The organism is Streptomyces sp. NPDC002588, from assembly GCF_040295925.1.
Classification (GTDB): domain Bacteria; phylum Actinomycetota; class Actinomycetes; order Streptomycetales; family Streptomycetaceae; genus Streptomyces.
Genome location: NZ_JBEOWF010000053.1, coordinates 1 through 26650 on the forward strand (window position 1 = coordinate 1; position 26650 = coordinate 26650).

A 26650-nucleotide genomic window follows, 5' to 3' on the forward strand; every position below is an offset into this window, starting at 1 on the left:
CTCGTAGCGGAGCTACTAGGGCTTTTGTCCGGTGCGGCGAGAGTGCGTGCCGGGCGTCGCGACGCCGCGGAGATCCATCAGAAGGGCCCTAGGTCCGTTGCACCTGGAGGACGTGGAGATCGGGAGCGCGGCTGGAGGGCGGGGACGCAGTGATCCGCGAAAACGGGCTTGGCGGCCTCGGTAGTTCCGGCGCCCGGGGCAGGACTGCAGGGAGCGGCTGGACGGGTGCGGCGAGCACGGCTCGCACGTCTTCGGCGGCCGGTCCGCAGCACACGTCGCGGGAAGGGCAGTCGGCAGGGTGCGTGGCTGCGGTCGTGTGGTGACCGTCCGAGGCGCTTGTCGGGAGTGTCGTGGCGGACACGCTGGTCATGGAGGCGGGGGTCGGATCTCCGTGCCAGTGGGTCATGTACCCGAGACCCATCACCAGGGCGGCGAGCAGCACGGCGAGGGCTGGGCTCAGCACCGCGAGCCGTGTTGTCCGGCACGCAGCCCTGGTCGTGTGCTGTCTCTGGGGCCCCATCGCCAGTGATCTTAGGCGGTCAATGTGGCCAGGCTGTCGCCTTCGCCCGAACAACCAGGTGACTGGCCCAGCCGAACAAGACGCCGCAGAGATGATCGGCGTCGGGACTATGAACCGGGCGACAGGGGCCGCCCCTCGGGCCGCGCCCGGGACCGGGCCCGCCCCGACCGTCTTTCGTACCGCGAGACAGACGCCGCAGCCCTCTCCGCGCCCGTAGGCCAGCCGTTTTGAACGCCCCACGCGAAGGCGCTCCGCCGCCCGCCACCGATCATCAGGGCGGCTCAAACCTTCTCGACGCCGAGCCACCCCTGGCCAGAGCGACGCGTACCGTTCTGCAAGCCATCCCCGGCACCCTCTCATCCGGCGACCTCGAGTCGAGCCTCTGCGACTTCCGGAAGGCGGCGCACATCCGACGGCCGCCCGTTCACCCGCAGATGTGACCCGTCGCCTGAACGTTCGCGTGCCGCAGTTTTCCCGTTCCGAAGTGTTTTCCCCTCCATCTCGTCGACCATGGACGGGCCATGATGGTGCACTCACTCCTTCCTGCCCGGCCCGGCCGTCCGCCCGTGAGCGGCGCGACCGGGACAGGAGCAGTGGCGGCCGTGGGCTTCGCGGTGTCGGCGACGGCACTGGCAGCCGTCGGCTACCACCTGGTCTTCGCACGGACCGTGTCTGTCACCGCATGGCTGGTCGCGGCGCTTGTCCTGTTCGCGAGCGCCCTGCGGCGTCCCTCCACGCCCAGACCCCTGCTACCCGACCTCGGCGTCATGGTCCTGGCGCAAGCAGCAGCCTGCTGCTGGTTCGCCTACGCAGCCTTCGCCCCCATGCCGGCAGGACGGGCACTTCACGTCGGCTTGGAGGGCGCCGTCCATCTGGCGTTGACGCTGCTCACCGTGTGCGCGCTGCGCGATGTCGCACGCTCCCGACTCAGGCTCTCCGGCACAGTGCAGGAGACTTTGCGCACCTGCCTGCACCGCCTTCGCCTTCTACTCTTCACACGGACCGCGGTGATCCCGCCCTTGGACGCGAGCCGGTTCTGCGGAGCACGTGCCGGCGGGGACGACAAGTGCGCCTCCGAGGCGCTGCTCACCAGCGCGACCGGGCGCAGGGGCCCTCCGTAACACCGTCGGCGTCACCCTCGCATACCGGACACGGCGTCGAAGGTCCCCCGGCGTGCCCCCTGAGCCGCCACATCCGCCACCGCTGCACGCCATGGCGCACCACGCGTGGCCGGCCGCGCGCATCACCCGGTCCAGCTGGGCCACCTGCCTCCCCGCGACCAGGAGTAGCCATGAACACACCCCGCATCGACATCGTGCACCCCCGCGACCTCACGCCGAGCGACCTCGGCCTCTGGAACGAACTGCGGGCCGCCAACGCGGTCTTTGCCAACCCCTTCATGAGCGCACAGTTCACCCAGGCCATCGGCCGGGTGCGGCCCGATGCCCGGGTCGCGGTCCTGCGCTCCCATCGGGAACTTGTCGGCTACTTCCCCTACCAGCGGGGACGCTGGGGTCACGGCCGCGCGGTCGGCCTGGGCGTCTCCGACTGCCAAGGCGCCGTCCTGCACCCCGGCTTGCACCTGGACCCGCACCACCTCATGCGCGTCTGCTCCCTGAGCGCCTGGGAGTTCAACCACCTCGAAAGCGGCCAGGAACTCTTCCTGCCGTACGCGACGGACCAATTCGCATCCCCCGTCGTCGACCTCACCCACGGATTCGAGGCGTACGAGAATCACCTCCGCGCCCACTCACGCAGCTTCCTGAAATCGACCCGGGCTCAGGAACGCCGCATGGCCCGCCACCTCGGCCCGCTGCGCTACGTCCACGACGAACGCGCCCCGGCGGCACTGAAGACCCTCGTCGATTGGAAGTCCGCCCACTACCGCCGCACCGGCCGCCGCGACCCCTTCGACCAGCCGTGGATCGCCAACCTCGTGCACCTGCTCGCCGACACCGTCTCACCGGAGTGCTCGGGCATCCTCTCGGTGCTCTACGCCGCCGACCGCCCGGTCGCCGCCCACTTCGGCCTGCGCTCGCGCACGGTCCTCTCCTGCTGGTTCCCCTCCTACGACCGCGCCCTCGCCACCTACTCACCCGGCCGCATTCTCTATATGAGAATGATCGAGGCCGCTGCCGCGTCCGGCATCCGCCTGGTCGACTTCGGCAGGGGAGACGCCGCCTACAAGAACTCCTTCAAGACGGGAGATCTCGTGGTCCACGAAGGAGCACTGCGCACCACAGGCCCGGGCGCGGCCCTGCACTGGCTCCACCGCGAGCCGAGGCGAGTCGTACACCGACTGGTGCGTGAACGGCCCGCACTGAGGCGCGCGGCGGTACGAAGTCTCAGAGCCGTCGCAGCGATGAGGCAGCGCTGACCACAGCCGGAGGGCCGGAGACATTCACCCCCCCCATGACACCTCACGGCGCCGAGCACGGCGTGAAGAGGGCGCTCGCCGGAGAACACCGCCGCATCGATCCACGGAACCGCCCGACGAGTGACGTCGGCGCGACCCCGGGAGTGGCGGGCATCTTGACCGGTCAGGTGCCCTGTCCGGGTGCGGGTCGACCGGTCCGCAGCGGCGCCCGGGCCGGGAGCTCGTCGTCGGTGGCCGCGTCGAGCAGGCGCATCGCCTCGTACTCGGGGCTGCCGGGTTCGGCGTGGTAGGCGACCAGACGGTGGCCGCCGGCGCCCTCCAGCTCCATGACCTGGTAGCCGAAGGTGACGTCGCCGATCCCGGGGTGGTGGAAGGTCTTGCGGCCGGTGGTGTTGCCCCTGACGTCGTACTGCTCCCACAGGCGGGCGAAGTCCCGGCTCTTCAGGAGCAGTTCGTCGACCAGGTCGGTCAGGTCGGGGGCGTCCGGTTCGATGCCCGCCAGGGTGCGCAGGCGGGCGACGCAGCCGCGGATCTGGTACTCCCAGTCCTCGAAGAGGGTGCGGGCGGCGGGGTGGAGGAAGACGTAGCGCACGATGTTGCGCCGGGCGGGCGGCCAGTCCGCCAGACCGGCCATCAGACGCAGGCCGCCGGGGTTCCAGGCGATCAGCTGCATCGTGCGGTCGACCACATGGGCGGGATGGGGGCGCATGCTCTCCAGCAGCAGTTCGACGCCCCGCGCCACGACCCGGCTGGGTGCCGTCGCCGGCTCGCACGCGCCGCTGCGCGCGGCATGTGCGGCGAGGTCGCGCAGGTGCTCGCGTTCGTCGCCGTCCAGGAGCAGGGCGGCGGCGAGGGCGTCGACCACGGACGGGCTGGGGTTGGTCTCCCTGCCGCGCTCCAGGCGGGTGTAGTAGTCGATGCTGACCCCTGCGAGGGTGGCCAGTTCCTCGCGGCGCAGGCCGGGCGTCCGGCGAAGCCCGGGGCCTTCGGGGAGACCGACGTCGGCGGGGGTGACCCGGGCGCGGCGGGCTCGCAGGAACCGTCCGAGCTCGCTGCCGCCGGTGCCGCCGTTGCGCTGCTCACGTGCCATGCGATTCAGTGTGGCAGGGCTGTGACCTGCGGGACAGGTGGGTGAGGGGCCCTGTCACACCCCCTCACCAGGCGGTGGCGACGGTGCAGAACCACGCGCCACGTGTCGTCGGTCAGGTCCCTCGCCGGCTTGAGGGCATGGGCCGGGGAGCCGACGACGGCCGGGCCGGGGCGGGTCTCCTCGCCGCGCTCCAGCGGGGTGCAGCGGTCGATGCCGCTGTGACCTGCGCGGGAGAAGTCTGGGGGGCCCTGTCACTCCCCGGCACGACGCGGCCTCCCACCGCGACGGCCGATGGCGGAGGATCGACAGCGACCGGAAGCCCGTCTTCCCGCAGTGCCTCGAGTCGCCCTCGGCGCACCGAGGGCCGCGGCCAAGGCGACGAAGGGGCACCGCCCGGGCCTCTCCCCGCCCGACCGCGGTCCGGTCGCCGTCGCCGCGCCTGCCGCCCTGTACCGCACGGAGCAGCCGGGTCCCACAGCAAGGAACTACACCGTGGAAATCCTCAAGAAGCAGCCCACCGTCAAGGCGCCCGCCGACTGGTTCACCGGAGACGTCTGGTTCGACGTCATCCACGCCGGTCAGGAGCCCTCCCGCGCCCGCCTCAACCTCGTCCGCTTCTCGCCCTGCGCCCGCACCGACTGGCATTCCCACGCCCTCGGCCAGACCCTGCACATCGTCTCCGGCGTCGCGCTGATCGGCGGCCGGGACGGCACGGTCATCGAGGCCCGCCCCGGCGACACGGTGTACACCCCGCCGGGGGAGGAGCACTGGCACGGCGCCACGCCCGACGACTTCATGGAGCACCTCGCCCTGTGGGAGGGCCGCGGCGACGGCAGCCCGGAGACGACCTGGCTGGAGAAGGTCGCCGACGAGCAGTACGCCGCACCGCGCACCTCCGCTCACTGACCCCCCACCGGAGAAGAACCCATGCGAGCAACACTGATGTACGGTGCCGGCGACGTCCGTGTCGAGGACGTTCCGGACCCGGAGATCCAGCAGCCCACCGACGCCGTGGTACGCGTCCTGCGTTCCTGCATCTGCGGCAGCGACCTGTGGCCCTACGGCTCCATGCCGCAGGCGCGGCACGGCGAGCGGATGGGGCACGAGTTCCTGGGCGTCGTCGAGGACACCGGCTCCGACGTGTCGCAGCTGAAGCGCGGCGACCTGGTCGTCGCCCCGTTCGTCTGGTCCGACAACACCTGCGACTTCTGCCGCGAGGGCCTGCACACCTCCTGCCGCCACGGCGGCCTGTGGGCACGCGGCGGCATCGACGGCGGCCAGGGCGAGGCGGTGCGTGTCCCGCAGGCCCAGGGCACCCTGGTCAAGCTGCCGGTGGCCGAGGACTCGGACCTCCTGCCGTCCCTGCTGACGCTGTCCGACGTGTTCTGCACCGGACACCACTGCGCGGTCACCGCGGGGGTCGACGAGCGTACGACCGTCACGGTCGTCGGCGACGGCGCGGTCGGCCTCTCGGCGGTGCTGGCCGCCAAGCGCCTCGGCGCGGAGCGGATCATCCTGATGGGCCGGCACAAGGACCGCACCGACCTGGGCCGCGACTTCGGCGCCACCGACATCGTCGCCGAGCGCGGCGAGGAAGGCATCGAGCGCGTAAGGGAGTTGACCGGCGGCGACGGCACCCACACCGTCCTGGAGTGCGTCGGCACCCTGCCCGCCCTGCAGATGTCGATCGGTGCGGTCCGCGCGGGCGGCACGATCAGCCGGGTCGGCGCGCCGCAGTACCCCGAAGTCCCGCTTGGCTTCCCGGAGTTCCTGAACAACATCACCCTCACCGGCGGCGTCGCCCCGGCCCGCGCCTACATCGGGGAACTGCTCCCGGACGTCCTGGAGGGCCGCATCCAGCCGGGCCGCGTCTTCGACCGCACCGTCGGCCTGGACGGCGTACCGGACGGCTACCGGGCCATGGCCGGCCGCGAGGCGCTGAAGGTCATCGTCCAGCCCTGAACCAACCCTGCTCACAAGGAACTTCAATGACCGGACACAGTCCCGTGCTCAAGCTGAACAACGGCGTCGAGATGCCCGCCCTGGGCCTCGGCGTCTACCAGAGCCCCCCGGAGGAGACCGCCGCCGCGGTCGAGACCGCCCTCCGGGACGGCTACCGCCTGATCGACACCGCCGCCGCGTACCGCAACGAGGAGCAGGTCGGCGAAGGCATCGAGCGCTCCGGCGTCGACCGCGACGAGGTCTTCGTGACGACCAAGCTGTGGCTGAGCGACTACGGTTACGACTCCGCGCTGCGCGCCTTCGACACCAGCTTGGCCAAGCTGGGCCTGGACCACCTCGACCTCTACCTGCTGCACCAGCCGGTGCCGCTGGAGCCCGAACCGTGGATCGCCGCCTACAAGGCCGCGGAGAGGCTCCTCGCCGACGGCCGGGTCCGGGCGATCGGCGTCTCCAACCACACCCCGGGGCTCCTGAGCACGCTCATGGAGCAGACCGACGTGGTCCCGGCGGTCAACCAGGTCGAGCTGCACCCGTACTTCGTCCAGCGTGAACTGCGCGAGGTCCACGCGAAGTTCGGCATCGTCACTCAGGCGTGGTCGCCGATCGGCGGCATCACCCGCTACTGGGCCCATGCCCCGAACGGCGGCCGCAGCGCCCTGGAGGAGCCGGTCGTCACCGCGCTCGCCGACAAGTACGGCAGGACGGCCGCTCAGATCGTCCTGCGCTGGCACCTCGAGCACGGCGTGTGCGCGATCCCGAAGTCCGTCAAGGCGCACCGCATCGCGGAGAACTTCGACGTCTTCGACTTCCACCTCACGCCCGACGAGGTGGCCGCCGTCGACGCCCTCGACACCGGGCTGCGCAGCGGGCCGGACCCGGAGAGCATCCGCCTGGACACCTTCGGACGCCGCTGACGGCCTCCACCTCACCGACTGCTCACGATGGCGATCAGGGGAGGGCCGGCGGCCGTCGGTTCAGTTCGTGGTGAGCATGCCCTGGCGCAGGCGGGCCAGGGTTCGCGAGAGCAGGCGTGAGACATGCATCTGGGAGCAGCCGAGGTGTTCGGCGATCTGGGCCTGGGTGAGTTCCTCGACGAACCGCATGTGGATGATCCGCCGGTCCCGCTCGGCCAGTTCGGCGAGCAGCGGGGCCAGGGCGTGGAAGTCCTCCACCAGTTCCATGGCGGTGTCTTCGGTTCCGATGAAGTCCGCCAGCGCCGTCTCCCCGGTCTCCTCCCCGTTGATGGCGGCGTCGAGGGAGGAGGAGTTGTAGCCGTTGGCGGCCAGGCGCGCCTCGATGACCTCGTCCTGCGAAAGGTTCATCAGTTCGGCCAGCTCCCTGACCGTCGGGGTGCGGCCCAGGCGGCTGCGGAGCTCGTCGGTGGCGCGGGCGAGTTCGACGCGGGCCTCCTGAAGGCGCCGGGGGACGTGCACGGCCCACGAGGTGTCGCGGAAGAACCGCTTGATCTCTCCGACGATGTAGGGGACGGCGAACGAGGTGAACTCCACCTCACGCGAGAGCTCGAACCGGTCGATCGCCTTGATCAGCCCGATCATGCCGACCTGGACGATGTCCTCCATCTGGTCCGCGCCCCGGCTGCGGAACCGGCCGGCCGCGTAGCGGACGAGGGACATGTTCATCTCGATCAGTGTGTTGCGCGCGTACTGGTACTCGCAGGTGCCCTCTTCCAGGACGGCCAGCTGTTCGAAGAACAGCTTCGACATCGACCGCGCGTCCCTGGGTGCCACCTTCTGCGGATCGGCCACCTCCGGCAGTCGATCGGCAGCGTGAACGACGTCTTCGTGGAGACTCGTTGTCGCGGTCATCTTTGGCTTCCCTCCCTCGTCCTGCAGGCCGGCCCCTGCCCGTGGCGGGCCGACGGCGACTCGTCTACCCCGCCTGACCCGGACCATGCGGACCCGTCCTCCATCACCTCGCGCATGTCACCCGGCGGCCGACCGCACGCCGTCCCTTCCCGGCTTCGGTGCCCGGTGCACCGGCCGGGCTATACGATGGCGTGCCTGAAGTCCGTCGCTCCGCAGGTGCGGTAGGCGGAGAGGCGGGGAGCGCCGGTCGGCGCCACCTGAGGTGGGGAGAGGGAACGTGGATGCCTCTCACGGCGTGGACAGGCCGGTCCCGGTCCGGGCGCCGTCGCGTGACGGCGCCGTGCTGGAGATCCGGTCACTGTCGGGTCGCCCCGGGATCCGTGCCGCTGGAGAGATCAACGTGATCACCCGTTCCTCCTGGGAAGAGGCACTGGAGACCCTGGCGAGCGGCCACACGGACGTCTCCTTCGTGGAACTGTCCGGCCTGACGTTCATCGACATGGGCGGCACGGCGGCACTGGCGGTCACCGCGCAGCAACTGGGCACCGGCCGGATCGTCCTGGAGCGGCCGCCGCCGGAGCTGGGGCGCGTCCTGGGTATTTTCTGGCCCGGGCTTTCGACGATCGAGGTGGCGGGGCGATGAGGACGGCCACCAGTGACGAACCCTTCGTGCACCCCGCGCTGTTCTACCGGGGCGCGGAGCAGTACACGGCGGGCGTCGTGCCCTTCGTCGTGGAAGGTCTGGCCGCCGGAGAGGCCGTCGCGGTCGCCGTGCCCGGCCCCAACCTCGAACTGATCAAGGCCGGACTGGGAGCGAGCGCCGCCAAGGTCGAGCTCCTCGACATGACCGAGGCCGGCCGCAACCCGGGGCGGATCATCCCAGGCGTACTGCGCGCCTTCGCCGACGCTCACACGGCCGGCCGGGTGAGAATTGTCGGGGAGCCGATCTGGGCCGGTCGTTCGGCCATGGAGTACCCGGCCTGCGTCCAGCACGAGGCGCTCATCAACGCGGCCTTCCAGGGCCGGGAAGTGACGATCCTGTGCCCGTACGACGCGGACGGCCTGGAGCCGGGGGTGCTCGCCGACGCCCGCGCCACCCATCCCGTCGTCATCGACACCGGCATCGAACTGGCCAGCGACGTCTACGCTCCCGAGGAGGTCGTCGCCCGCTACAACCAGCCCCTCGCACACCCGCCCGGAGCGGCCTCTCTGACGTTCGACGCGGAAGCACTTCCGCTGGCCCGTTCCTTCGCGGTCCAGGCAGCGCAACAGCTGGGCCTTGCTCGTGACCGGCTGCAGGACCTGGCGCTGGCGGTGGCGGAGCTGACCACCAACAGCGTGGTCCACGGCGGCGGATCGGGGATCCTGCGGATCTGGGCCGAGGGTGAGCGGATCGCCTGCGAGGTCCACGACCGCGGCCGGCTGACCGATCCGCTGGCGGGCCGTCGGCCACCGGCACGCGACCAGTTGGGCGGGCGCGGTCTGATGCTCGTCCACTACATCGCCGACCTCGTACGCCTCCACACGGCCCAGGACGGCACCACCATCCGCTTCTACCTCGACCGCTGACCGGCCCGCCCCGCCGCCGCCCGACGGACCCGGCATCTCCGCACACCATTCTGGCCCGCGACCCTGACCAGGCAGGACGGGCACATCAGGTGATGTTGCGGAGACTCGGGGAAGAAGTTGCGGCAACCGATGGGAGGTTGCCGTGGAGGGTGGAGATCTGGAACTGGGCGAGTTGCTGGCCGCCGCGGAGGCGGCGCCGCCCGGTGAGTCCGTCGACGTGATGGCACACGACCTGCAGAAGCGATTCGGTGCGGAGCGGGTGTCCTTCCTGTTCCTCGACCTCATCGGTCAGCGGCTGGTACGGCTCGCCGCGGCCGGCGGTGACGTCGCGGACCGTACCGAGCCGATCGACCTGCAGGGCAGCGTCTACGACGGCGTTCTGCGGAGCCAGCGCCAGCATGTGCAGCCCGACGGCCAGGACGGACGGCGCGTCATCACGCCGGTCACCAACCGCGGCGACTGCATCGGCGTCCTGGAGGTCACCCTGCAGTCCGCCGACGACACCGCGCTCCGGCAGGTCCGCGACGCGGCACACGCGCTGGCCTACATCATCGTCACCGACCGCCGTTTCACCGACCTGTACCACATGGGCCGGCGCACCACCGAGACCAGCCTCGCCGCGGAGATCCAGCACCAGCTGCTTCCCTCGGCCCCCTGCTGCGAGGCGGCCCAGTTCACCCTCGCCGCCGGGCTGATCCCGGCCGACGACATCGGTGGCGACACCTACGACTACACCCTCGACCGCGACACCCTGCACCTGTCCATCACCGACGCCATGGGCCACGACACGAACTCGGCTCTGCTGGCCACCCTGCTGGTCGGAGCGCTGCGGCAGGCACGCCGCAGCGGCTGTGACGCCCTCCAGCAGGCCGCCCACGCCCACCGGGCCATGCTGAGCCACAGCCGCGGCCTGGCCACCGGACAACTGCTGTGCGTGGACCTCGGAACAGGCCTCTGCGAACTGGTCAACGCCGGCCATCCGTGGCCACTGCGGCTGCGCGACGGCACCGTCGAAGAGGTCGAACTCGCCGTCAACCTGCCGTTCGGTGTGGCGGCACCCACCTCCTACCGCGTACAGGAACTGCAACTGCGTCCCGGAGACCGTCTGATCCTGCTCACCGACGGAATGCAGGAGCGCGGTGCCGCGGCCGCCGACCTGGCCTCGGTCGTCCGGGACACCCGCGCGCAGCATCCGAGAGAAGCCGTCCGGAGCCTGACCGGCGCGGTGCTCGAAGCCTGCCACGGCAACCTCAGGGACGACGCCACGGTCCTGGTACTGGACTGGCACGGCGATCCCCGCGGACCGGCGCGGAACAGACCCGGCCTGCGGCGACGAGCCGCAGCCGCCCACTCCTCGAGTCCGAGCCGAACCTGACCGCGTGGCGGCCCCGAAGCCGGGCACACCCGCATCGTTGGACCGCCCGGATCGGGGTACACGGGCCGGCATGGCAGCGAACCGTGATCACCCAGTGTCCGTGCGGACGGTGAGGCAACTGCGCCGCGTCCGGGTCCACTACGCGGCGGGCGTCGTGCTGTGGACGGCGTCGACCGCGTGGACGGCATGGCAGTCCCCGGGCAGCCGGCCCATGTGGACGTCAGCCCTGCTGCTCGTCGTCTTCGTCGGGCTGCTGTCCACGACGTCCTGGTGGCTGCAGTGCCTCGCCGCCAACGGCGGGGCCGGGCCGCAACGGCACGCCGCACCGCGCGGGACCGCTCACTGGCGCCGCACGGGTGCCTGAAGCCGGAGTGCGCCCAGGAACAGGAAGGTGACCGCCGCGCGGCGTCCGGATGCGGGTCAGAGCGGTACCTGATGGACCGTGCCGGCCGAAGTGGCCGCGAGGACGGCGGTGTTCAGCGAGGCCGGGGTGAGAGCGAGGATCTGGCCCGGGAGGTCGAGCGTGCGCACCGTGCCGCCGTCCTCGGCGCTCACGGCGTGCAGGCGGCCGAGCCAGCCGCCGGCCACCAGCGTGCCGCCCAGCGCGCACAGCGCGAAGATCTCGTCCCCGTCCGTCCGGCCGGTCCGCCACCGCTCCGCGCCCGTTCGGGCCGCGCGGGCGTGGACCACCCCGGACGTGTCCCCGACCACGACGGTGTCGCCGACCCGCACGGGCGCCGTGACGACCGGCGCCCCGAGCGCCACCGACCAGCGCACGGCCGCGTCGGGCGCCGACAGACACCGCAGACCGCCACGCGTGTCGGCGACCACGACGGCGTCGTCGACCGGCAGCGGCGCCGCCCGCACCGGAGCCTCCAGTGCGACCGGTTCGGGCCAGGCCGGGGTGCCGTCCTCGTCGTGGAGGGCCAGCAGCAGACGCCCCCCTCCGGCGAGGACGTAGATCCGGTCCGGCCCCGCCGCGATGGCCGTCGGCCCCGGCAGCGGGCCGCTGCGCCACCACACCCGGCGGGTGCGGACGTCGAAGTGGAGGACGGTCGCGTCGCTCTCGCACAGGAACACGTTGTGCCCGTGCAGCAGGAAGGGCGTCGCGGCGCTCCCGGGCGCCACCGCCGACCAGCGGCGGACCCGCTCCCGGGTGTCCCACGCCTCGACCCGGCCCGCGGCGTCCCGGACCAGGAACAGCCGCTCCCCGGCGCTCATGCGCAGCGGCGGCCGGTACCCCGGGAACCGTGCGACGGGCACACCGGACGCGGCGTGCAGCCAGTGCACACCGCCGGCGCCGTCGGCCGCGGCCACGGCGCCGTCCTCGCTCGCGACGACGGCGTGCGCCCAGTCCCCGATGTTCCTGCTCCACCGGCGCCGGCCGGGCCGGAACGGCACCGTGAGCTCGGCCTCGTTGCCCACGCTGCGCAGGAAGTGCCGCAGCTGGGCCCGGTGCCGGTCCAGCGTTCCGTGGACGGCGGCAGGCAGCTCCGGGGTCCCGGGGTCGCCCAGCTCGTCGCGCAGCTCCTCCAGCGTGGGCCGGTCGGCGGCGTCCGCGGCGAGACACGCGCCGACGATCTCGCCGAGCCGGTCGCCGGCCAGTCCCGAGAGGTCCGCCGAGCGCCGCACGGCACTGCGGGGCCCCGGGTACGGGACGCGGCCGCTGAGCGCGAACAGCAGCACCGCGCCGATGCCGAACACATCGGTGGGGGCACTGGTCGAGGCGAAGTCCTCGAGCTGTTCGGGGGCGCAGAAGTGCGGGTTGCCGATCGCCTGGTCCAGGGGGCGGGTGAGGCGCTGGCCGCTGATCCGGGTGAGACCGAAGTCGATGATCCACGGGCCGTCGGCGGTCAGCAGGATGTTGCCCGGGTGCAGATCGCGGTGCAGCAGCCGTTTGCTGTGCGCCGTGCGCAGGATGTCGACGAGGTCGGCGCCCAGCGCCCGGACGCTGTCGGACGGCAGTCCGCCGGCCTGGGCGTCCACGATCCGGAAGAGCGAGGGGCCGGGGATGAACCGGGTGGCGATCGCGGGCGCCCGGCCCACGTCGAACTGGAAGGACAGCAGCTCGGGGATGCGGGCCCCCGCGCACCGCTCGAGGGCCTTGCTCTCCTGGTGGAAACGCTGCAGGTGCTGGGGGTCGGCCGAGTACTCCTGCTTGAGGAGCTTCACCGCAGCCAGCACGTAGGGGTCGCCGCCGGGCTCCACGGCATGGTCGACGGCACGCCGGCCGAGATAGATGTGGCCGAACCCGCCGGTCCCGAGCCGGCCCAGCAGCCGGAACCCGGCGGCCTCGGCGGGGTCCGCGTCCGTCAGGGCGGTCACCGGGGCGGGGAGCGTGGCGGGGACGGTCGGCAGCTGGTCCACGGGCCGGTCCCTCACTGCGCCGGAGCGGTGTCACGGGCGGCGACGGTGTGCGAGAAGCCGATCCCGCACAACACCGTGGACTTGCCCGGCTCGAGCGTCCCGCTGTCGGAGAGCCGTGTGCCGGTGGCCCGCACGGGTTCGCGGACGCAGTCCAGGGCGAGGACCCGGCGTCCGGCCACCGTGCGCCCGCGGACCCTGACCCGGGCCCGCACGTCGGCCACCTCGATGTCCAAGGTGACGGTCCGGCCGCTCAGCGGCCTCGTGATGCGCTCTCCCGACGGCAGGTCCGTGACGACGAGCTCGCCCGACAGCAGCGGCCGGCGCCGGGTGTGGAGGAGCCACCCGAGGAACCCGCCGCCCACGACCAGTACGAGCAGCAGGGGGAGGGCCCAGCGGGGCGAGTGCCCGGGCACCTCGCCCCGGAGCCTCACCTCGGCCGTGCGGGAGCCGTCCAGCCGGAAGTCCGGGTAGCCGAGGGCGCCGTGCACGGTGGGCGTCCACGGCGACGCGACGTCCGCGGACACGGTGAGGCCGGACCGGAAGGCACCGGACGAGCCGGTGAGGGACGAGCGGGGGTTCTGCGCCCAGGTGAGGGTGACGTCGTAGGTCCGCACGGTCCCCGGCGGCAGGACGAGCGGTTCGGCGGGCAGTCCGTCGGCCGTGACCGCGGGCTCTCCCGGCCGGGAGCCGGCCCGCAGTCTCACCCGCAGCGGCACATGGCGGGCGAGGGACGTGACGGTGAGGCGTACGGTCTGGCGCCGCGCGCCGGTGCGGTCGCCGGTGGGCACGGTCAGCGTGCCGGAGCCCGCGCCGCGGGCCGACGGGTCGGCGACGGTCAGCCGCACCCCGCTTCCGTCGTCCTCCCGCAGTGCGCGGACCGCCTTGTCGGCGCGCACCCGGTCCTTGGCGGTGTCCAGCTGGGAGTCCAGGTCCGCGACGCCCGCCGGGAGGATGCGGGGCGTGGGGAAGACCGCCGCGAGGACGTCGGAGATGTGGGTCTGTCCGGTGAGCGGCAGTCCGTAGCCGACCACGTTGCGGTCGGTGCCGAGCCCGCTGTACCGCTCGCGCAGCTGCTTCCAGCCCGGCGATCCCAGCTTCGCGTAGGGACTGCCGGGAGCGTTGATCGCACCGTCGGTGAGCAGCAGTACGGCCGCGACCGGTGTGCGGCTCTTCGTGAGCTGTTCCGCCGCCGCCTCCAGGGCGCTGCCCGGATCGCTCGCGCTCTCCCCGGCCTCGGCGGGCAGCGCGTCGGCGGCGTCCCGCGCGTCGCCGGCCGGGCTGAGGGGCTGGACCACGCTCACCGCACGCCCGAAGGCGACCACGGAGACCTGGTCCGAGGGGGCGAGACCGGCGAGGAAGCCCCGCAGCCGGGCGCGCACCGTGTCGTACAGCCTGGTGCCGTCCGGCCCGGGGTCGTTCATCGACGAGGAGGTGTCGACGAGGACGACGTAGGTGGCGGGGACGTCGTCGACGTGCAGGGCGTGGCCGATCTCGTCCGGTGAGGGGGCGGGTTCCTCGGAGCCGCGGGCCGCCGACGCGCCCAGCAGCAGGGCGACGGAGAGGCAGGCGGCCACCGCGGCGGCGCGCGAGCGGCGCCGGAAGGGTGACGGTGGGGGCGTGAGCATGGCAGGCAGCACTTTCTCGGGAGGTCCCGGCGGTTGCCGGAGGATCGGGCGGCGCCGGGTTCAGTGGCGGGCCGAGTGGAGTTGGGTCAGTTCCCGCAGGCGGCGCCGGACCGTCTCCCGGTGGCGCTCGGCCGTGCGGATCGCTTCCGAGGCCCGGTCCTCCTCGGTCCGCAGGGAGGCCGTCGCGGCCGTGTAGTAGTCCGACCACAGCGTCTGGCCGAGCCGGCCGCGGGAGAACTCCCACTCCAGCGCCGTCCGTGCGGACGGGCCTGACGGATCGTCGCTCTCCGCATGGACCCTCAGATAGGCGTCCAGCAGGCTGACCAGCGCGTTCCCGCACTGAGGGTGCCGCGCCGCCCAGTCGCCGACCGGTTTGCACAGATCGGCGGCCGTGACGCCGGCCAGCCGTGCCGCGCGCAGCTGCAGAGCGAGTTCGGAGGCGGTGAGCCGGCCGGTCCGTACGGCGTCGCGCAGCGAGTACAGCTCGAGGACGTTCCCGAGGGACGGCAGGGAGGTGCCCAGCCGCCGCAGCCACCCGGTGTCCTCCGGTTCCGCGCGCCAGTCGTCGCGGGCCAGCAGCTCGGTGACGGCCGTGTCGGTGAGCCGGCACAAGGGCTGATCGGTGGGCGCCTGGACGAGCCGTTCGGTCACGGCGCGGGCGGTGTCGCCGGGCCGCAGCCCCGTGGCCGCGTCGACGTGCAGGAGGTGCCGCAGCAGGACCTCTCCCGCGATCGTCCGCTCCCGGGGGCGCAGCGCGCTCAGATGCTGGCGCAGGAAGGTCGCGTAGGTGTCCAGCCGCGATCGGGTCGGCGGTGTGCGGTGATGCCCGGCCGCTGCTGTGGGCGGCTGGCCGGCGAGCGCGCACAGCAGGTCCCAGCGGGCCTCGGAGCGCGGGTCGAGCGGTGCGCACGGTCCGCCGCGCAGCAGGGCGCGCAGGGCGGCAGGCTCGTCCCGCGGGCCGGACGTCCTGCGCAGGCCCCGGTGCGGCGACACCAGTACGTCGCGCAGCTCGTCGAAGACCTGGCCGCTCAGCACGGCGTCGCCCCTGCCGCAGGCGATGGCCAGGTCCAGCAGCCGCGCGCAGGCGTCCGGGTGCTTGGCGGCCCAGCGGGGCTGCGGCGCCCACGTCGACGTCTCGTACCGCACCAGGAGGTCCCGCAGCAGCGGGAGTTCGGTCTCGTCGCCCGGAGCGGGGCTGAGCCAGTCCAGCCAGCGCAGGACTTTCGCCGCGGGCATCGGTCCCCGGGACACCGCGTGCAGGAGCCCGTGGACGTGCTCCGGGAGGGCGGCGAGGGCGCCCCGGGTGAACGGCATGCTGTCCGGTTCGAAGGGCTCCAGGGACGGCAGGAGCCGCAGGGTGGACGTGATGTCGATGTCCTGTCCGCGCAGCTGCGGCTGGGTGACGAGAGAGGCGACGGAACGGTCGAGGACGTCCCGGCGCGGGCCGTCCGTCGCCGTGTGGAACAGCAGACTGCTGATCCGTTCCTGGACGGACTCCAGGGGACCGGCCAGCAGGTCCTGGGCGAGCAGGCCGAACAGCAGCCGCGCGACCTCGGGATCGTCCAGCCGGGGAGAGACGGACGACATGTCCGTCGACGGTCCGGACATCTTGGCCTGCAGCATGACCCTGACGGTCGTGCCGCTGGTCCGCGGGTCGCGCAGGAAGTCGTCCACCACCTCGACGGCGACCGGCTGCCCGCGCAGTGCCTGCGCCTCGATGGAGAGGCTGTCGTCGAGGGCGCTGAGGACCGCGTAGGCCTGTTCGGGCAGCGGGAGGCGGGGTACGTCGCCGTGCGCGTCGAGCCCGGTCGCCCGCGCGAGATGGGCGAGGACCGCGGGGCCGCCGCGCGAATCCCAGGCGTGGAGCAGCAGGTCGTGGTACTGGAGGGCGGCCGGGGAGAGCACGTCGAGCGCGGGCGGCTTGGCCTGCCAGGGGACGCAGACGACACCGGGGGCGGGGCGGCCCCACGACAGATGGATGCGGTGGTTCGCCCCGGACGACGTCGCGGTGGCGGCGGAGACCGTGGAGCGCAGCGCGAACGGCAGCATGGCGGCGATGTTGTCCAGGAGCCGCAGCCTTTCCAGCGGATCCTCCTCGGGGCCGCCCGTCACCACCACGGGCCCGTCGAGCAGCCGCGCGGCCACGGCGGCGTGCCAGCGCAGCACGTTGGTGGCCAGGTCGGAGCCGTCGTCGGAGGTGAAGACCTCGTCGACCTCGCGCATGAGGTGCTCGTCCGCGCCGATGGGCAGTTCGACGGCGTGCGGGGCCGCGGCGGGGGCGGGCAGGTCCTGCGCCGGGTCCGGCCGCTGCGTCTCGGGCACCGGGGCCCCGGTGCGGTTGACCAGGCCGAGGGCGGCGCGGGCCAGGGAGGTCCAGCCGAGCCCCCGCCCGGCCGCCAGCCGGTACGGCACCCAGAAGTGGGTGATGCGGTTGATGGGCCGGTTGTGCGCGTCGGAGGTGCCGGTGCCGTGGAGCACGTAGACGCCGAGGCCCAGCTGCCCGTCGGGCATCCGGCCGGGGCCGATGGTGATCCAGGGCAGGGTGTCGGTGGGGGCGGGCGTGCCGGGGGACCAGTCCTGGATCGCCTTGTTGTACGGGCTGCTCCACTCCGGCGGCCAGGCCGCCATGACGTGGTACCCCTGCCGGCTGCCCGGGGGTTTGCCCCAGACCGCCCAGCCCGCGGTCAGTCCCGTGCCGGTGGACGACATGGGCAGGTCTTCCTTTCTCGTCCGGGGACCTCGGATACGTGGGGGTGTCATCGCCGCCGGTTCAGGCCGCGCAGGAAGAGGAACGGCTCCATGACGTTGACGGGCCGGGGCGAGGCGGCGAAGCGCACCCTGTCCTCGAGGGGGTTGACCAGCGAGGGGTTCGCGAAGTCGAAACCGTGCTCGGGATGCACCCAGAACCCGACGGCGGAGGACACGAAGTAGCCGACGCGCTCCGGTACGAAGTAGCGCTCGATCTGGTTCCTGATCTCGCTGAGGCTGCCGTGCGGGAACTCGTTGCACAGGTCCTCGAAGAGCCGTCTGGCGTCGACGGCCTCCGGCTGGCCGGTGCGGGGGTTGAGCCGCACGTTGGCGTTCTCGCAGGCGAAGCGGAAGACCTCCGCGTCGTCGAACTTGGCCAGGCAGACGGCGATGCTGTGGGGCAGCCGGTGGCCGTCGCGCTGCCCGCGGATCGCGATCTCGGTGGCCACGCCGTCCAGGACCTCGGTGAAGAAGTCGGCGCTCTGCCGTTCGTCCTCGTCGACGGGCCCGTTCGCGCCGTTGACCCGCCACTCGCGGGCCGCGTCGAGGACGTACACCATGGCCCGTGAGTCGGCGAGGTCGGTGACCAGCCGGGGGCCCATCAGCGCCCCGGTGTCGGAGCGCAGGTCGAAGGCCTCGCCGGGCATGTCGCGCAGACTGACCCGGAATTCGAGCACGTCGGACGGCGGCGGCCCGTTCCGCCGCCACTTGCGTCTGGTGTTCCTGGTCGAGTACGGCGTTCCGGCCACGTCGCCGACCAGGGTGAGCCGGACGGGGCGCTGTTCGTCCTGGGTGGCGCTGGGGAAGACGCGTTCCCGGTAGAAGGTGTGGGCGAGGTCGCTGAGGTACTGCTTGGAGGCGTGGTCCTCCGGATACACGTTCCAGGAGCCGTACTGCGGGTCCAGCACGGCGCGGGTGAGCGCGGCCAGCAGGGTGGACTTGCCGCTGCCCATGCCTCCCCAGAGGGTGATGGTGGACGCGGCGGCGGCCTCGGCCCCGGCCTCGTTCGTGCTCTCGACGGCCGGGGCGGCGGGGCTCTCGGCGGGCTCGGCCCGCTCAGGCCGCGCCGCCGGGTGGGTGCCCGGCCGGGTGAGCTGGTGGTGGACGGGCCGCCGTTCGTCGGTCTGCTTGCCGCCGTCCTCCTGGACGGGGAACATCGCGGGACCTGCGGGCGGGGCGGACGGTCCCGGCGGGTCGGGTGGTCCGGGCAGCGCGACGGGCTGGTCGAAGACGGCGTACGGGCTCTTCCTGCCGCTGTCGGCGCGCCGCCGCCCCGCGTCCTGCGGGTAGGCGTCCTTGTCGTTTTCTCGGTCGGTCATGTCTCCCCCTGTTTCTCTGGAGGGCCTCCGCAGGTCCGAAGGCCCCGGTCGGGTCGGTCCGCTCGTCAGACCGCGTCGGGCGCCGGATGGGCGAGCCAGGCGTCGGCCGGCCCCGCGGCGGCGACGAGCATCGACGGCGCCGCGCCGTCGCCGGCCGGACGGACGGAGGTGAGCAGCGTCCGCACGACCGGTTCGGTGCCGTCGGCGACGGCGAAGCAGCCCTGCCGGCCGAACTGCGCCCAGGCGTGGCGGGCCCACTCGGCCACCAGGGGCTCGGTGTCGCCGTCCATCCAGGCCGGCGGGTCCACCAGGGCCAGACAGCGCAGTTGCTGCCGGCTGTGCAGGGCCGCGAGCGCGGACTCCCAGTCCAGCCGGTCGGGGCACACCCGTACGGGCGCCCGCCGGCGGACGGCCTGCGGCGGTCTGCCGTAGGGATGCGGTGGGCGCGCCCCCACGACCAGCAGGACCCGCAGACTGCCGGGCCGCCACTGCGCGTGCCAGCCGAGGAGTTCGCCCGGCACGTGCTCGAGGCCGGTCGCGAAGTCGTGGTGCAGCTGGCTGTGCTCCCAGCCGGCGAGCTCCCGCGCCGCCTCTCCCGCCGGGCGCAGGCCCGCGCGGTAGTGGATCGGCGTACGGTCCCCGGGGCCTGCGAGCGGCTGGTGGTCCCGGTAGCCGATCAGTCCCACCCACAGTCCGTCCGCGTGCGGTACGGCGGCGGCGGTGGCGCTGATGACCGCCCGGGCCTGCCGCAGCCGTTCCGCGAGCTGGGCGGCGCCGTGTCCGCGGCGCACCGCGGTCTCCACGGCCACCACCAGGTCGACGGGCCGTGGGGCCGACTGCCCGCGCGGCAGGTCGCGCACGACCAGCGGCCAGGCGGTGGTCTCCGGTTCGTGCCCGCCGTCGTACAGCAGCCGCAGGCTTCCCGGGGCGTCGAGCCGGTAGCGCAGGGTGGTCCCGCCGGCGGCGGGCAGCGCCACCCGGTCCGCCCTGACGGGGAGCCAGGCGGTGGGCGCGTCGGCCGGCCGGGCGGTGACGACGAAGGCGCTGTGCCGCTGCGGTGCGCCCGAGGCGGAGGGCGGCTGCCCGACCTGTACGCCGGCGACCGGCGACGACCCGCCCGCGTCCGGCCGGGCGGAGCCGGTGCTGCCGGCCCGGAAGAGGGCCTGCCGGGCGAGGCCCACGGCGCCCGAGGAGTCGTCCACCCGGGCGGCGACGAACCACAGGGTGCGGCGCAGGGGCGCGCCGGCGAGCAGGTCGAGGGGGCCCTGCCGCGGCCAGCCGACGGGCAGACACAGCCGCAGCACAGCAGGTCGCAGGGCGCCGGCCAGGGCGGTGGCCTCCTCGACCCGGGCCCAGCCCGCCGCGCGGACGGCGACGACGAGGGGAGGGTCGTCGTGCCGTGCGGACCGCCCGAGGGCACGGTCGAGGGCGTCCGCGACGTCCCGCGCGGTGGGCGTCTCCCGGGCCAGCTCGAACAGGTGCCGCAGCAGGCTGTCGTCGTCGAGGGCGCCGTCCGCGGCGGCGGTGCGCCACTCCGTCTCGCACAGGACGCTGGTGTGGGGGAGTCCGTCGTCCGTGCCGCACGAAAGACGGCTGACGCGTACCTTCTCGCAGCCGATCTCCGTGACGGTGACGGCGTCGAGTTCGCCTCCGACGAGCGCGGTGCTCAGCCATCCGAGTCCCTGAGTGCGGCTGTTCCTCTTTGCGCTGTCGGCCGCCCGCCGAAGTGCCTTCCGCCATTCCGCCGAAGAATGCCGGCCGAATTCAGGCAGCTGTTTTCTGAAAAACTGTTCGATGAATTCGAACGACGGATCGACATCGGGTGCGTCGGTCTCGTTCCGTGTCGCGTGCCACGCCGTCGCGACCCGGGCAGCGGCTGTCAGGTCGTCCGTACCGTCCAGCGCCCTGCTGTTGTGCTGCGTTCTCACGTGCCCCCCGGAACGCGGACTGACGTATCGAATCCGAAAATGAATCCGAAAATAAATTCGAAGTGAAATCGAAAAGACGTGCTGATGGGAAGGTCGGACCGTGTGCCTTGTGGGACCTTCGTGAAGTCGTACGTTACCCCAGTTGCCGGAATCAATAGCAGCCGTTCACGATAAAACGATCCGGCTGTTTCCGGATCGGCGCGCCGGGGCGCGGAAGCGGGCCCGCGCCCCCGTTCAAGATCACGCGGGCCGCGCCCGGGGGGATTTCGCTACAAGTTCCGAAATTATTCGAGGCGAGGACCGCCACGGGGACGAAACACGACGTTCGTAGCGTCGCTGCCACCTCCCAAAACGCTACTTCCCCCTGAAATCCCGTGGAGTCCCCCGTGCCCCACCTCTCCCGCCGCACCGCCCTCAGACTCGCCGCCGGCCTGACCGCCGGATCGGCTCTCCCGCTCGCCGGCTGCGGACGCGGCGCCGGCCCGGCGGCCGCCACCGGCAGCGCCGCGCCCGTCGACAGCTCCCCGGCCACCGGCACGGTCGCCGTCTGGGCCGCCCAGGGCGACGCCGACGTGCTCGACAAGGTCATCGCGCCCTTCAAGAAGGCGAACCCGGACGTCCGCGTGAAGTTCACGCTGATTCCGAACGCCGAGTACTACACCAAGCTCCAGGCGGCCGTCGCGGCGGGCAAGGGACCGGACGTCGCCCAGTTCTTCCCCGAGTCGCAGGCACAGTTCCTCGACGCGAAGACCCTGAAGCCCGTCCCCGACGGCCTCGTCGACCCGGACGCCTTCTTCAAGAGCCTCTGGGACGCCGGCGTGGCCGACGGCGTGGCGTACACGGTGCCCTGGTACGCGTACACGTACGCCCTCGTCTACCGCGCCGACCTCGCGAAGAAGGCCGGCGTGAGCGCACCCGCCACCTGGGACGACATGACCCCGTTCCTGAAGGCGCTGCAGGGCGCCGGCGCCGGGCACGGCCTCGGGGCCGACATCGGCTGGGACGTCTTCAACGGCCAGGACGTCGCGATGTACGCCTGGCAGGCGGGCGGCTCGCTGCTGTCGTCCGGCGGCAAGTGGACCCTCGACACCCCGGCCATGGCCGACGCGCTGAAGTACAACGCGTCCTTCTTCACCTCGGGCACCGCCGACACCGGCGGCCCCACCTTCCTCGACGCCCAGCCCTACTTCGTCTCCGGGAAGACCGCCACCATGATCACCGGACCGTGGGTGATCGGCCAGCTCGACACCGCCGCGAAGAAGACCGGCTGGACCGCCTCCCACGTCGCCACCGCGCCGCTGCCGGCCGGCTCCGCGGGCAGCGTCTCCTTCTCGGCCGGCGGCTCCTGGGGCGTGCTCGCCGGCAGCGGCAACGCGGACGCCGCCTGGAAGCTCGTCCGGCACATCGCGCAGCCGAGCACCCAGATCGCGCAGTACAAGGCGTACAGCTCGCTGCCCGCCGTCATCTCCGCCTGGGACGATCCCGCCATCAAGGGCCAGCCGCTGCTCGACGCCTTCTTCACTCAGCTGAAGGACACCCGCGCCTTCCCGAAGGTCACCACCTGGCAGCAGGTGGCGACCCGGATGGGCAAGGAGATGGAAGCCGTGGCCAAGGGCAAGGAGACCGCGGCGAAGGCCGCCGCGAACATCCAGGCGTACGCCGAGAGCGTCGGTACGGGGTCGGAGTGAGCCGCCGATGACGACCACCCTGATCCCGGAGGCCCGCGGGAAGCCACTGCGGAAGGCGGCGCCCCGCACCGCCCGCAGGCGCCCCCGCCCCGCGGCCCGCCGTACGGCCGTCGCCTGGCTGTTCCTCGCCCCCTTCACCCTCGTGTTCCTGCTCTACACGCTGGTCCCCGCCGTCGCCGCGCTCGGCTTCAGCCTCACCGACCTGCGCGGCGCCGACCTGCGGACCCCGTTCGCGGTGAACTTCACCGGGACGGCGAACTACCTGCGGCTGCTGCGGGACCCGACGTTCCTGCGCGACATCCTCAACACCGGCCTCTTCGTGGCCGTCGGCGTACCGCTCACCATGGGCGTCGGCTTCGCGCTGGCCCTCGCCCTGAACTCCGGGATCCGCCGGCTGCGCGGGGTGCTGCGTACGGTCTTCTTCGCGCCCGTCGTCACCAACGTCGTCGCCGTGGCCCTGATCTGGCGCTACGCCTTCAACACCGACGGCACGGTCGACAAGGTGCTCGGCGCGGCCGGGTTCGCCGGACCGGACTGGCTGGGCGACCCGCACCTGGCCATGCCGGTAGTCATCCTGCTCGGCGTCTGGCGCAACTTCGGCATCGCGATGGTCCTCTTCCTCGCCGGGCTCCAGGCCGTACCCGGGGACGTGTACGAGGCCGCCGCACTGGACGGGGCCGGCCGGTGGCGGCAGCTGTGGCACATCACCCTGCCGCTGCTGCTGCCCACCACGCTCATGGTCTCCGTCCTGCTGACCGTGTTCTACCTCCAGGTCTTCGACGAGCCCTACCTGCTCACCGGGGGCGGCCCGCTCGGCTCCACCGAGTCCGTCGCGCTGTACACCTACCGCCAGTTCGGCGCGGGCGAGTTCGGCACCTCGGCGGCGGCGTCCTTCGTGATGCTCCTGCTGGTGACCGTGGTCAGCCTCGTCCAGTTCCGGCTGCTGAGGTCCCGCACATGACCCACCTGCGACGCCCCGCGCTCTACGGCGCCCTCGTGCTGTGCGCGCTGCTCACCCTGCTCCCCTTCGTCTGGGTGGTGAGCGGCTCGCTGCGCGGCCTCGACGAGATCCGCTCCGATCCCGGCGCCTGGCTCCCGCACCACGTCACCCTCGCCAACTTCACCCGGCTGTTCGCCACCGAGGGCTTCGGCCGGTTCCTCACCAACAGCGTGGTGGTCGCGGCCGTCGTCGTCGCCGGCAACATCGTGGCGGCCTCCGCCGCCGGCTACGCGCTCGCCAAGCTCGACTTCGCGGGCCGGCGGCTCGCGTTCGGGGCGGTCATGGCGGCGATGATGGTGCCGTTCACCGCCGTCTTCGTCACCCAGTTCGTGATCACCGTCGACCTGGGACTCGCCGACACCCTCGCCGGGATCGCGCTGCCCGCCGTCGCGCTGCCGTTGTCGGTGTTCATCATGCGGCAGTACGCGCTGTCGATCCCCGACGAACTCCTGGAAGCGGCCCGCATCGACGGCGCGGGCGAGTTCCGGATCTTCTTCCGGATCTTCCTCCCGCTGGCCGGGCCCGCACTCGCCACGATCACGATCATGTCGTTCCTCAGCTCCTGGAACAACTTCATCTGGCCGCTCATCGTCGCCCAGAGCATGTCCACCTACACCCTCCCGGTGGGCCTCGCCGCCACCAGCCAGGCAGCCGCGCACGTCACCGACTACGGCCTGATGCTCGCCGGGGCGGTCGTCGTCATGCTGCCGGTGCTCGTCCTGTTCCTGTTCCTGCAGCGGTACTTCGTGCAGGGCATCGCCGGGACGGGGCTTCGGTGAGCGCCCTGCGGCCGGTCGTCCACGCACCCGCCGGCACGATCGTGGGGCGTCAGCTCAAGGGCGTACGCCGCTTCTCGGGCATCCCGTACGCCGAAGCCCCCACCGGCGCCCGCCGGTTCGCCGCGCCCGTCCCGCGCGGCCGGCTGCCGGAGCCCTTCGACGCGTCCCGGCCCGGCCCCACCTCCCAGCGCGTCCCGCTGTCGGCGACGACCACCGTGCCGGAGCCGTCGGTCCCGGGCGACGACATCCTGAACCTCACCGTCACGGCCCCGGCGGCGGACGGCGACCGCACGCCCCGCCCCGTCCTGGTATGGATCCACGGCGGCGGCTTCCTCGCGGGCAGCCCGGCGAGCCCCTGGTACGACGGGCGCGCCTTCGCCCGCGACGGCGTCGTCCTCGTCACCCCCGGCTACCGGCTCGGCGTCGACGGCTTCGCCCCACTGGACGGGGTGCCGGCCAACCTCGGACTGCGCGACCTGCTGCTCGCGCTCGACTGGGTGCGGGAGAACATCGCCGCGTTCGGCGGCGACCCGGAGCGCATCACGCTCGCCGGCCAGTCCGCCGGGGCGGCGGCCGTGCTCGCACTGCTGTCCTCGCCCGCCGGCCGGGGCCGCTTCCAGCGGGCGGTGAGCCTCTCCGGCGGCTTCTTCGAGGTCACAGGACACGGCTTCCTCGAACGGCTCGCGCACTCCCTCGGCGTGCCGCCGACCCGCGCGGGGCTCGGCGCCCACCCGCCCGGGCGGCTCCAGCGCGCCGTCCTCGACCTGCGCACCGAGGACGACGTCCTGGTGCTCGGCCCGGTCGTCGGCGACGACGTCCTGCCGGTGCCGGTCGCCGACGGCCTCACCCGGCACGGGCACGACGTCCCCCTGCTCCTCGGGGCGACGGCCGACGAGTTCGACTCCCCCGCGGACCCCGTCGGACGCGCCGCCGGGACCCGCCGCACCGACACCGTCTTCCGCGCCGCCTGCCCGGCCGCCGCGACGGCCCGCCGCACCGCCCCCGCCGGCACCTGGCTGTACTCCTTCGAATGGCCCTCCCCGGTGTCCGGCGGCGCCGCGCACTGCACCGACCTGCCGTTCTTCTTCGACCTCCTCGACGCACCCGGAGTCCCCGAGGCACTCGGCCCGAACCCGCCGGCCGTCCTGGCCGCGCACATGCACGCCGACCTGACGGCCTTCGTCCGCGGCGGGACACCGGCCTGGGGCCGCGCCACCGGCGGACACGGCGATCCGGCCCGCGCGTACGGCACGCCCGTCGTCGACACCACCGGCGGGTACGACCCCGTGGTCCGGGGGACGGGAGCGGGAACGTGCTGATGTCCGGGATGAACCAGAGCGCCGTACGCCGGGTCAACACCTCCGTGATCCTGCGGGCGTTGGCGGTGGCGTCCGGGCCGACGACGATGACCGGGCTCGCCGGGGGGACCGGACTCTCGCGCCGCACCATCGAGTTGATCCTCGACACGCTCGTGGAGGCGGGCTGGGTGGCGGAGCTGGACCGCGTCCCGGTCAGCGGCTGCGCCGGCCGCCCCGCCCGCCGCTACGAACTGCGGGCCGAGCACGCCCTGTTGGCCGCAGTACGCATCACCACGGTGGACGCCTCGGCCGTCGTCGCCGATGTGCGCGGCCGCATCGTCGGCCGGGCCCACCACCCGCTGCGCGCCTACCAGGACCCGGACACCACCCTCGACGACGCCGCCGGACTGGTCCTGGCCGCGCTCGACGACGCGGGCGGGACCGCGGACCGGCTGCGGGCGGGCGCCGTCGCCAGTGGCGGCGCGATCGACGACGCGGGCGTCGTACGACGGCTGGTGCACACCACCCGCTGGGAGGGCGTCCACCTGCCGGACGAGCTGGCCCGACGGGTCCGCGTGCCCTGGTTCGCCGACAACGACACCAACCTCGGTGCCCTCGCGGAACGTTGGCGCGGTGTGGCGGGCGACCACGACAACGTCGTGTGGGCCATGCTCGGCAACCGCACCGGCCTCGGCATCCTCGTCCGGGGAGCCGTGCACCGGGGTCTCGACGGCGCGGCCGGCGAGATCGTGGAGGCGCGGTCCCTGCCGGCCGGCTCGGTCGAACACCGGCCCGTCGCCTGGCTCACCTCGCCGGACCCGGACCGACGGGCCGTCGCCCTCGCCCGGTTCGACGCCGCCCGGGCCGGCGAGACGGCCGCGCTCGCCGAGGTCGAGGAGTTCGTGGAGAACATCGCGTCGATCCTCACCACCCTGTCCTGGACGGTCGCCCCCTCGCTCATCGTGCTCGGCGGCGGTCTCGAGGACGCGGCCGACGTGCTGCTGCCCCGGGTACGCGCGGCTCTGCGCGAGGCCCGCACCCCGGCGGTCGAACTGCGGGCCACCGGCCTGGGCCACGAAGCCCCGCTGGTCGGCGCCGTGAAGCTGGCCCTCGACCGCATGGACACCGAACTGTTCGGCCCCCGAGCCCCCACCGCGTGACCACGCGCACCCAGGAGTC

Annotated in this window: 21 protein-coding genes; 14 read left to right on the forward strand and 7 right to left on the reverse strand. The window is 72.9% G+C overall.

Annotated features, from left to right (window positions below; all coding sequences use genetic code 11):
* Positions 1-1086: 1086 nt before the first annotated feature.
* Positions 1087-1641: a hypothetical protein gene (locus ABT057_RS41180; protein ID WP_352349078.1), complete on the forward strand. Its 555-nt coding sequence runs from the start codon at positions 1087-1089 to the stop codon at positions 1639-1641.
* 170 nt (positions 1642-1811) lie between these two features.
* A complete protein-coding gene (locus ABT057_RS41185; protein WP_352349079.1) occupies positions 1812-2897 on the forward strand; it encodes a GNAT family N-acetyltransferase in 1086 nt (361 codons plus the stop codon).
* A gap of 163 nt (positions 2898-3060) precedes the next feature.
* Here the strand turns inward: ABT057_RS41185 and ABT057_RS41190 are convergent, their stop codons facing one another.
* Entirely contained in the window at positions 3061-3987 is a 927-nt protein-coding gene (locus tag ABT057_RS41190) for a helix-turn-helix transcriptional regulator (protein WP_352349080.1), read from the reverse strand.
* Positions 3988-4479: 492 nt separating this feature from the next.
* On the opposite strand from ABT057_RS41190, the gene ABT057_RS41195 reads away from it, so the two are divergent.
* The 3 genes from ABT057_RS41195 to ABT057_RS41205 are packed head-to-tail and all read left to right on the forward strand — an operon-like array spanning position 4480 to position 6863.
* Positions 4480-4893 carry a (R)-mandelonitrile lyase gene (locus tag ABT057_RS41195; protein WP_352349143.1) on the forward strand — a complete coding sequence of 138 codons (414 nt, stop codon included), beginning with the start codon at positions 4480-4482 and terminating at the stop codon, positions 4891-4893.
* 21 nt (positions 4894-4914) lie between these two features.
* Positions 4915-5949, forward strand: coding sequence for a zinc-dependent alcohol dehydrogenase family protein (locus ABT057_RS41200; protein WP_352349081.1), 1035 nt, complete (start codon positions 4915-4917; stop codon positions 5947-5949).
* A gap of 26 nt (positions 5950-5975) precedes the next feature.
* Positions 5976-6863, forward strand: a complete 888-nt coding sequence (locus ABT057_RS41205) for an aldo/keto reductase (protein WP_352349082.1) — start codon at positions 5976-5978, stop codon at positions 6861-6863.
* Positions 6864-6923: 60 nt separating this feature from the next.
* On the opposite strand, the gene ABT057_RS41210 is transcribed toward ABT057_RS41205, so the two are convergent.
* Positions 6924-7775 carry a SigB/SigF/SigG family RNA polymerase sigma factor gene (locus ABT057_RS41210; protein ID WP_352349083.1) on the reverse strand — a complete coding sequence of 284 codons (852 nt, stop codon included), beginning with the start codon at positions 7773-7775 and terminating at the stop codon, positions 6924-6926.
* A 277-nt stretch (positions 7776-8052) separates the two neighbouring features.
* On the opposite strand from ABT057_RS41210, the gene ABT057_RS41215 reads away from it, so the two are divergent.
* The 4 genes from ABT057_RS41215 to ABT057_RS41230 all read left to right on the forward strand — a co-directional run bounded on the left by ABT057_RS41215 (position 8053) and on the right by ABT057_RS41230 (position 11083).
* The gene (locus ABT057_RS41215; protein ID WP_352349084.1) at positions 8053-8418 is read left to right on the forward strand and encodes an STAS domain-containing protein; all 366 of its coding nucleotides are present in this window, start codon (positions 8053-8055) and stop codon (positions 8416-8418) included.
* The gene (locus ABT057_RS41220) at positions 8415-9344 is read left to right on the forward strand and encodes an anti-sigma factor RsbA family regulatory protein (RefSeq protein ID WP_352349085.1); all 930 of its coding nucleotides are present in this window, start codon (positions 8415-8417) and stop codon (positions 9342-9344) included. The genes ABT057_RS41215 and ABT057_RS41220 overlap by 4 nt, the downstream gene beginning before the upstream one ends.
* A gap of 142 nt (positions 9345-9486) precedes the next feature.
* Positions 9487-10719: a PP2C family protein-serine/threonine phosphatase gene (locus ABT057_RS41225; protein ID WP_352349086.1), complete on the forward strand. Its 1233-nt coding sequence runs from the start codon at positions 9487-9489 to the stop codon at positions 10717-10719.
* A 70-nt stretch (positions 10720-10789) separates the two neighbouring features.
* Positions 10790-11083 carry a hypothetical protein gene (locus ABT057_RS41230; protein ID WP_352349087.1) on the forward strand — a complete coding sequence of 98 codons (294 nt, stop codon included), beginning with the start codon at positions 10790-10792 and terminating at the stop codon, positions 11081-11083.
* Positions 11084-11139: 56 nt separating this feature from the next.
* Here ABT057_RS41230 and ABT057_RS41235 read toward each other — a convergent pair whose 3' ends face one another.
* The 5 genes from ABT057_RS41235 to ABT057_RS41255 form a co-directional block, all read right to left on the reverse strand.
* Positions 11140-13086 (reverse strand): serine/threonine-protein kinase, encoded by a 1947-nt coding sequence (locus tag ABT057_RS41235; RefSeq protein ID WP_352349088.1) that lies wholly within the window; start codon positions 13084-13086, stop codon positions 11140-11142.
* A gap of 11 nt (positions 13087-13097) precedes the next feature.
* On the reverse strand, positions 13098-14711 hold the full coding sequence (locus ABT057_RS41240; RefSeq protein WP_352349089.1) for a VWA domain-containing protein: 1614 nt from the start codon (positions 14709-14711) through the stop codon (positions 13098-13100).
* Positions 14712-14771: 60 nt separating this feature from the next.
* Complete coding sequence (locus ABT057_RS41245) at positions 14772-17420, reverse strand: hypothetical protein (protein WP_352349090.1); 2649 nt, start codon at positions 17418-17420, stop codon at positions 14772-14774.
* A 47-nt stretch (positions 17421-17467) separates the two neighbouring features.
* Entirely contained in the window at positions 17468-18778 is a 1311-nt protein-coding gene (locus ABT057_RS41250; protein ID WP_352349091.1) for a hypothetical protein, read from the reverse strand.
* A 65-nt stretch (positions 18779-18843) separates the two neighbouring features.
* On the reverse strand, positions 18844-20706 hold the full coding sequence (locus ABT057_RS41255; protein WP_352349092.1) for a serine/threonine-protein kinase: 1863 nt from the start codon (positions 20704-20706) through the stop codon (positions 18844-18846).
* Between the two features lie 386 nt (positions 20707-21092).
* Between ABT057_RS41255 and ABT057_RS41260 the strand changes: the two genes are divergently transcribed.
* From ABT057_RS41260 to ABT057_RS41280, 5 genes are read left to right on the forward strand one after another with little or no spacing between them, the layout of a single operon-like run.
* Positions 21093-22394: an extracellular solute-binding protein gene (locus ABT057_RS41260; protein WP_352349093.1), complete on the forward strand. Its 1302-nt coding sequence runs from the start codon at positions 21093-21095 to the stop codon at positions 22392-22394.
* Between the two features lie 7 nt (positions 22395-22401).
* Complete coding sequence (locus tag ABT057_RS41265) at positions 22402-23355, forward strand: carbohydrate ABC transporter permease (RefSeq protein WP_352349094.1); 954 nt, start codon at positions 22402-22404, stop codon at positions 23353-23355.
* Positions 23352-24173 (forward strand): carbohydrate ABC transporter permease, encoded by an 822-nt coding sequence (locus ABT057_RS41270; RefSeq protein WP_352349095.1) that lies wholly within the window; start codon positions 23352-23354, stop codon positions 24171-24173. Before ABT057_RS41265 ends, ABT057_RS41270 begins: the two co-directional genes overlap by 4 nt.
* Positions 24170-25492 (forward strand): carboxylesterase family protein, encoded by a 1323-nt coding sequence (locus ABT057_RS41275; RefSeq protein ID WP_352349096.1) that lies wholly within the window; start codon positions 24170-24172, stop codon positions 25490-25492. The genes ABT057_RS41270 and ABT057_RS41275 overlap by 4 nt, the downstream gene beginning before the upstream one ends.
* Before the next feature lie 8 nt (positions 25493-25500).
* On the forward strand, positions 25501-26631 hold the full coding sequence (locus tag ABT057_RS41280; RefSeq protein ID WP_352349144.1) for an ROK family transcriptional regulator: 1131 nt from the start codon (positions 25501-25503) through the stop codon (positions 26629-26631).
* The last annotated feature ends 19 nt before the right edge of the window (positions 26632-26650 follow it).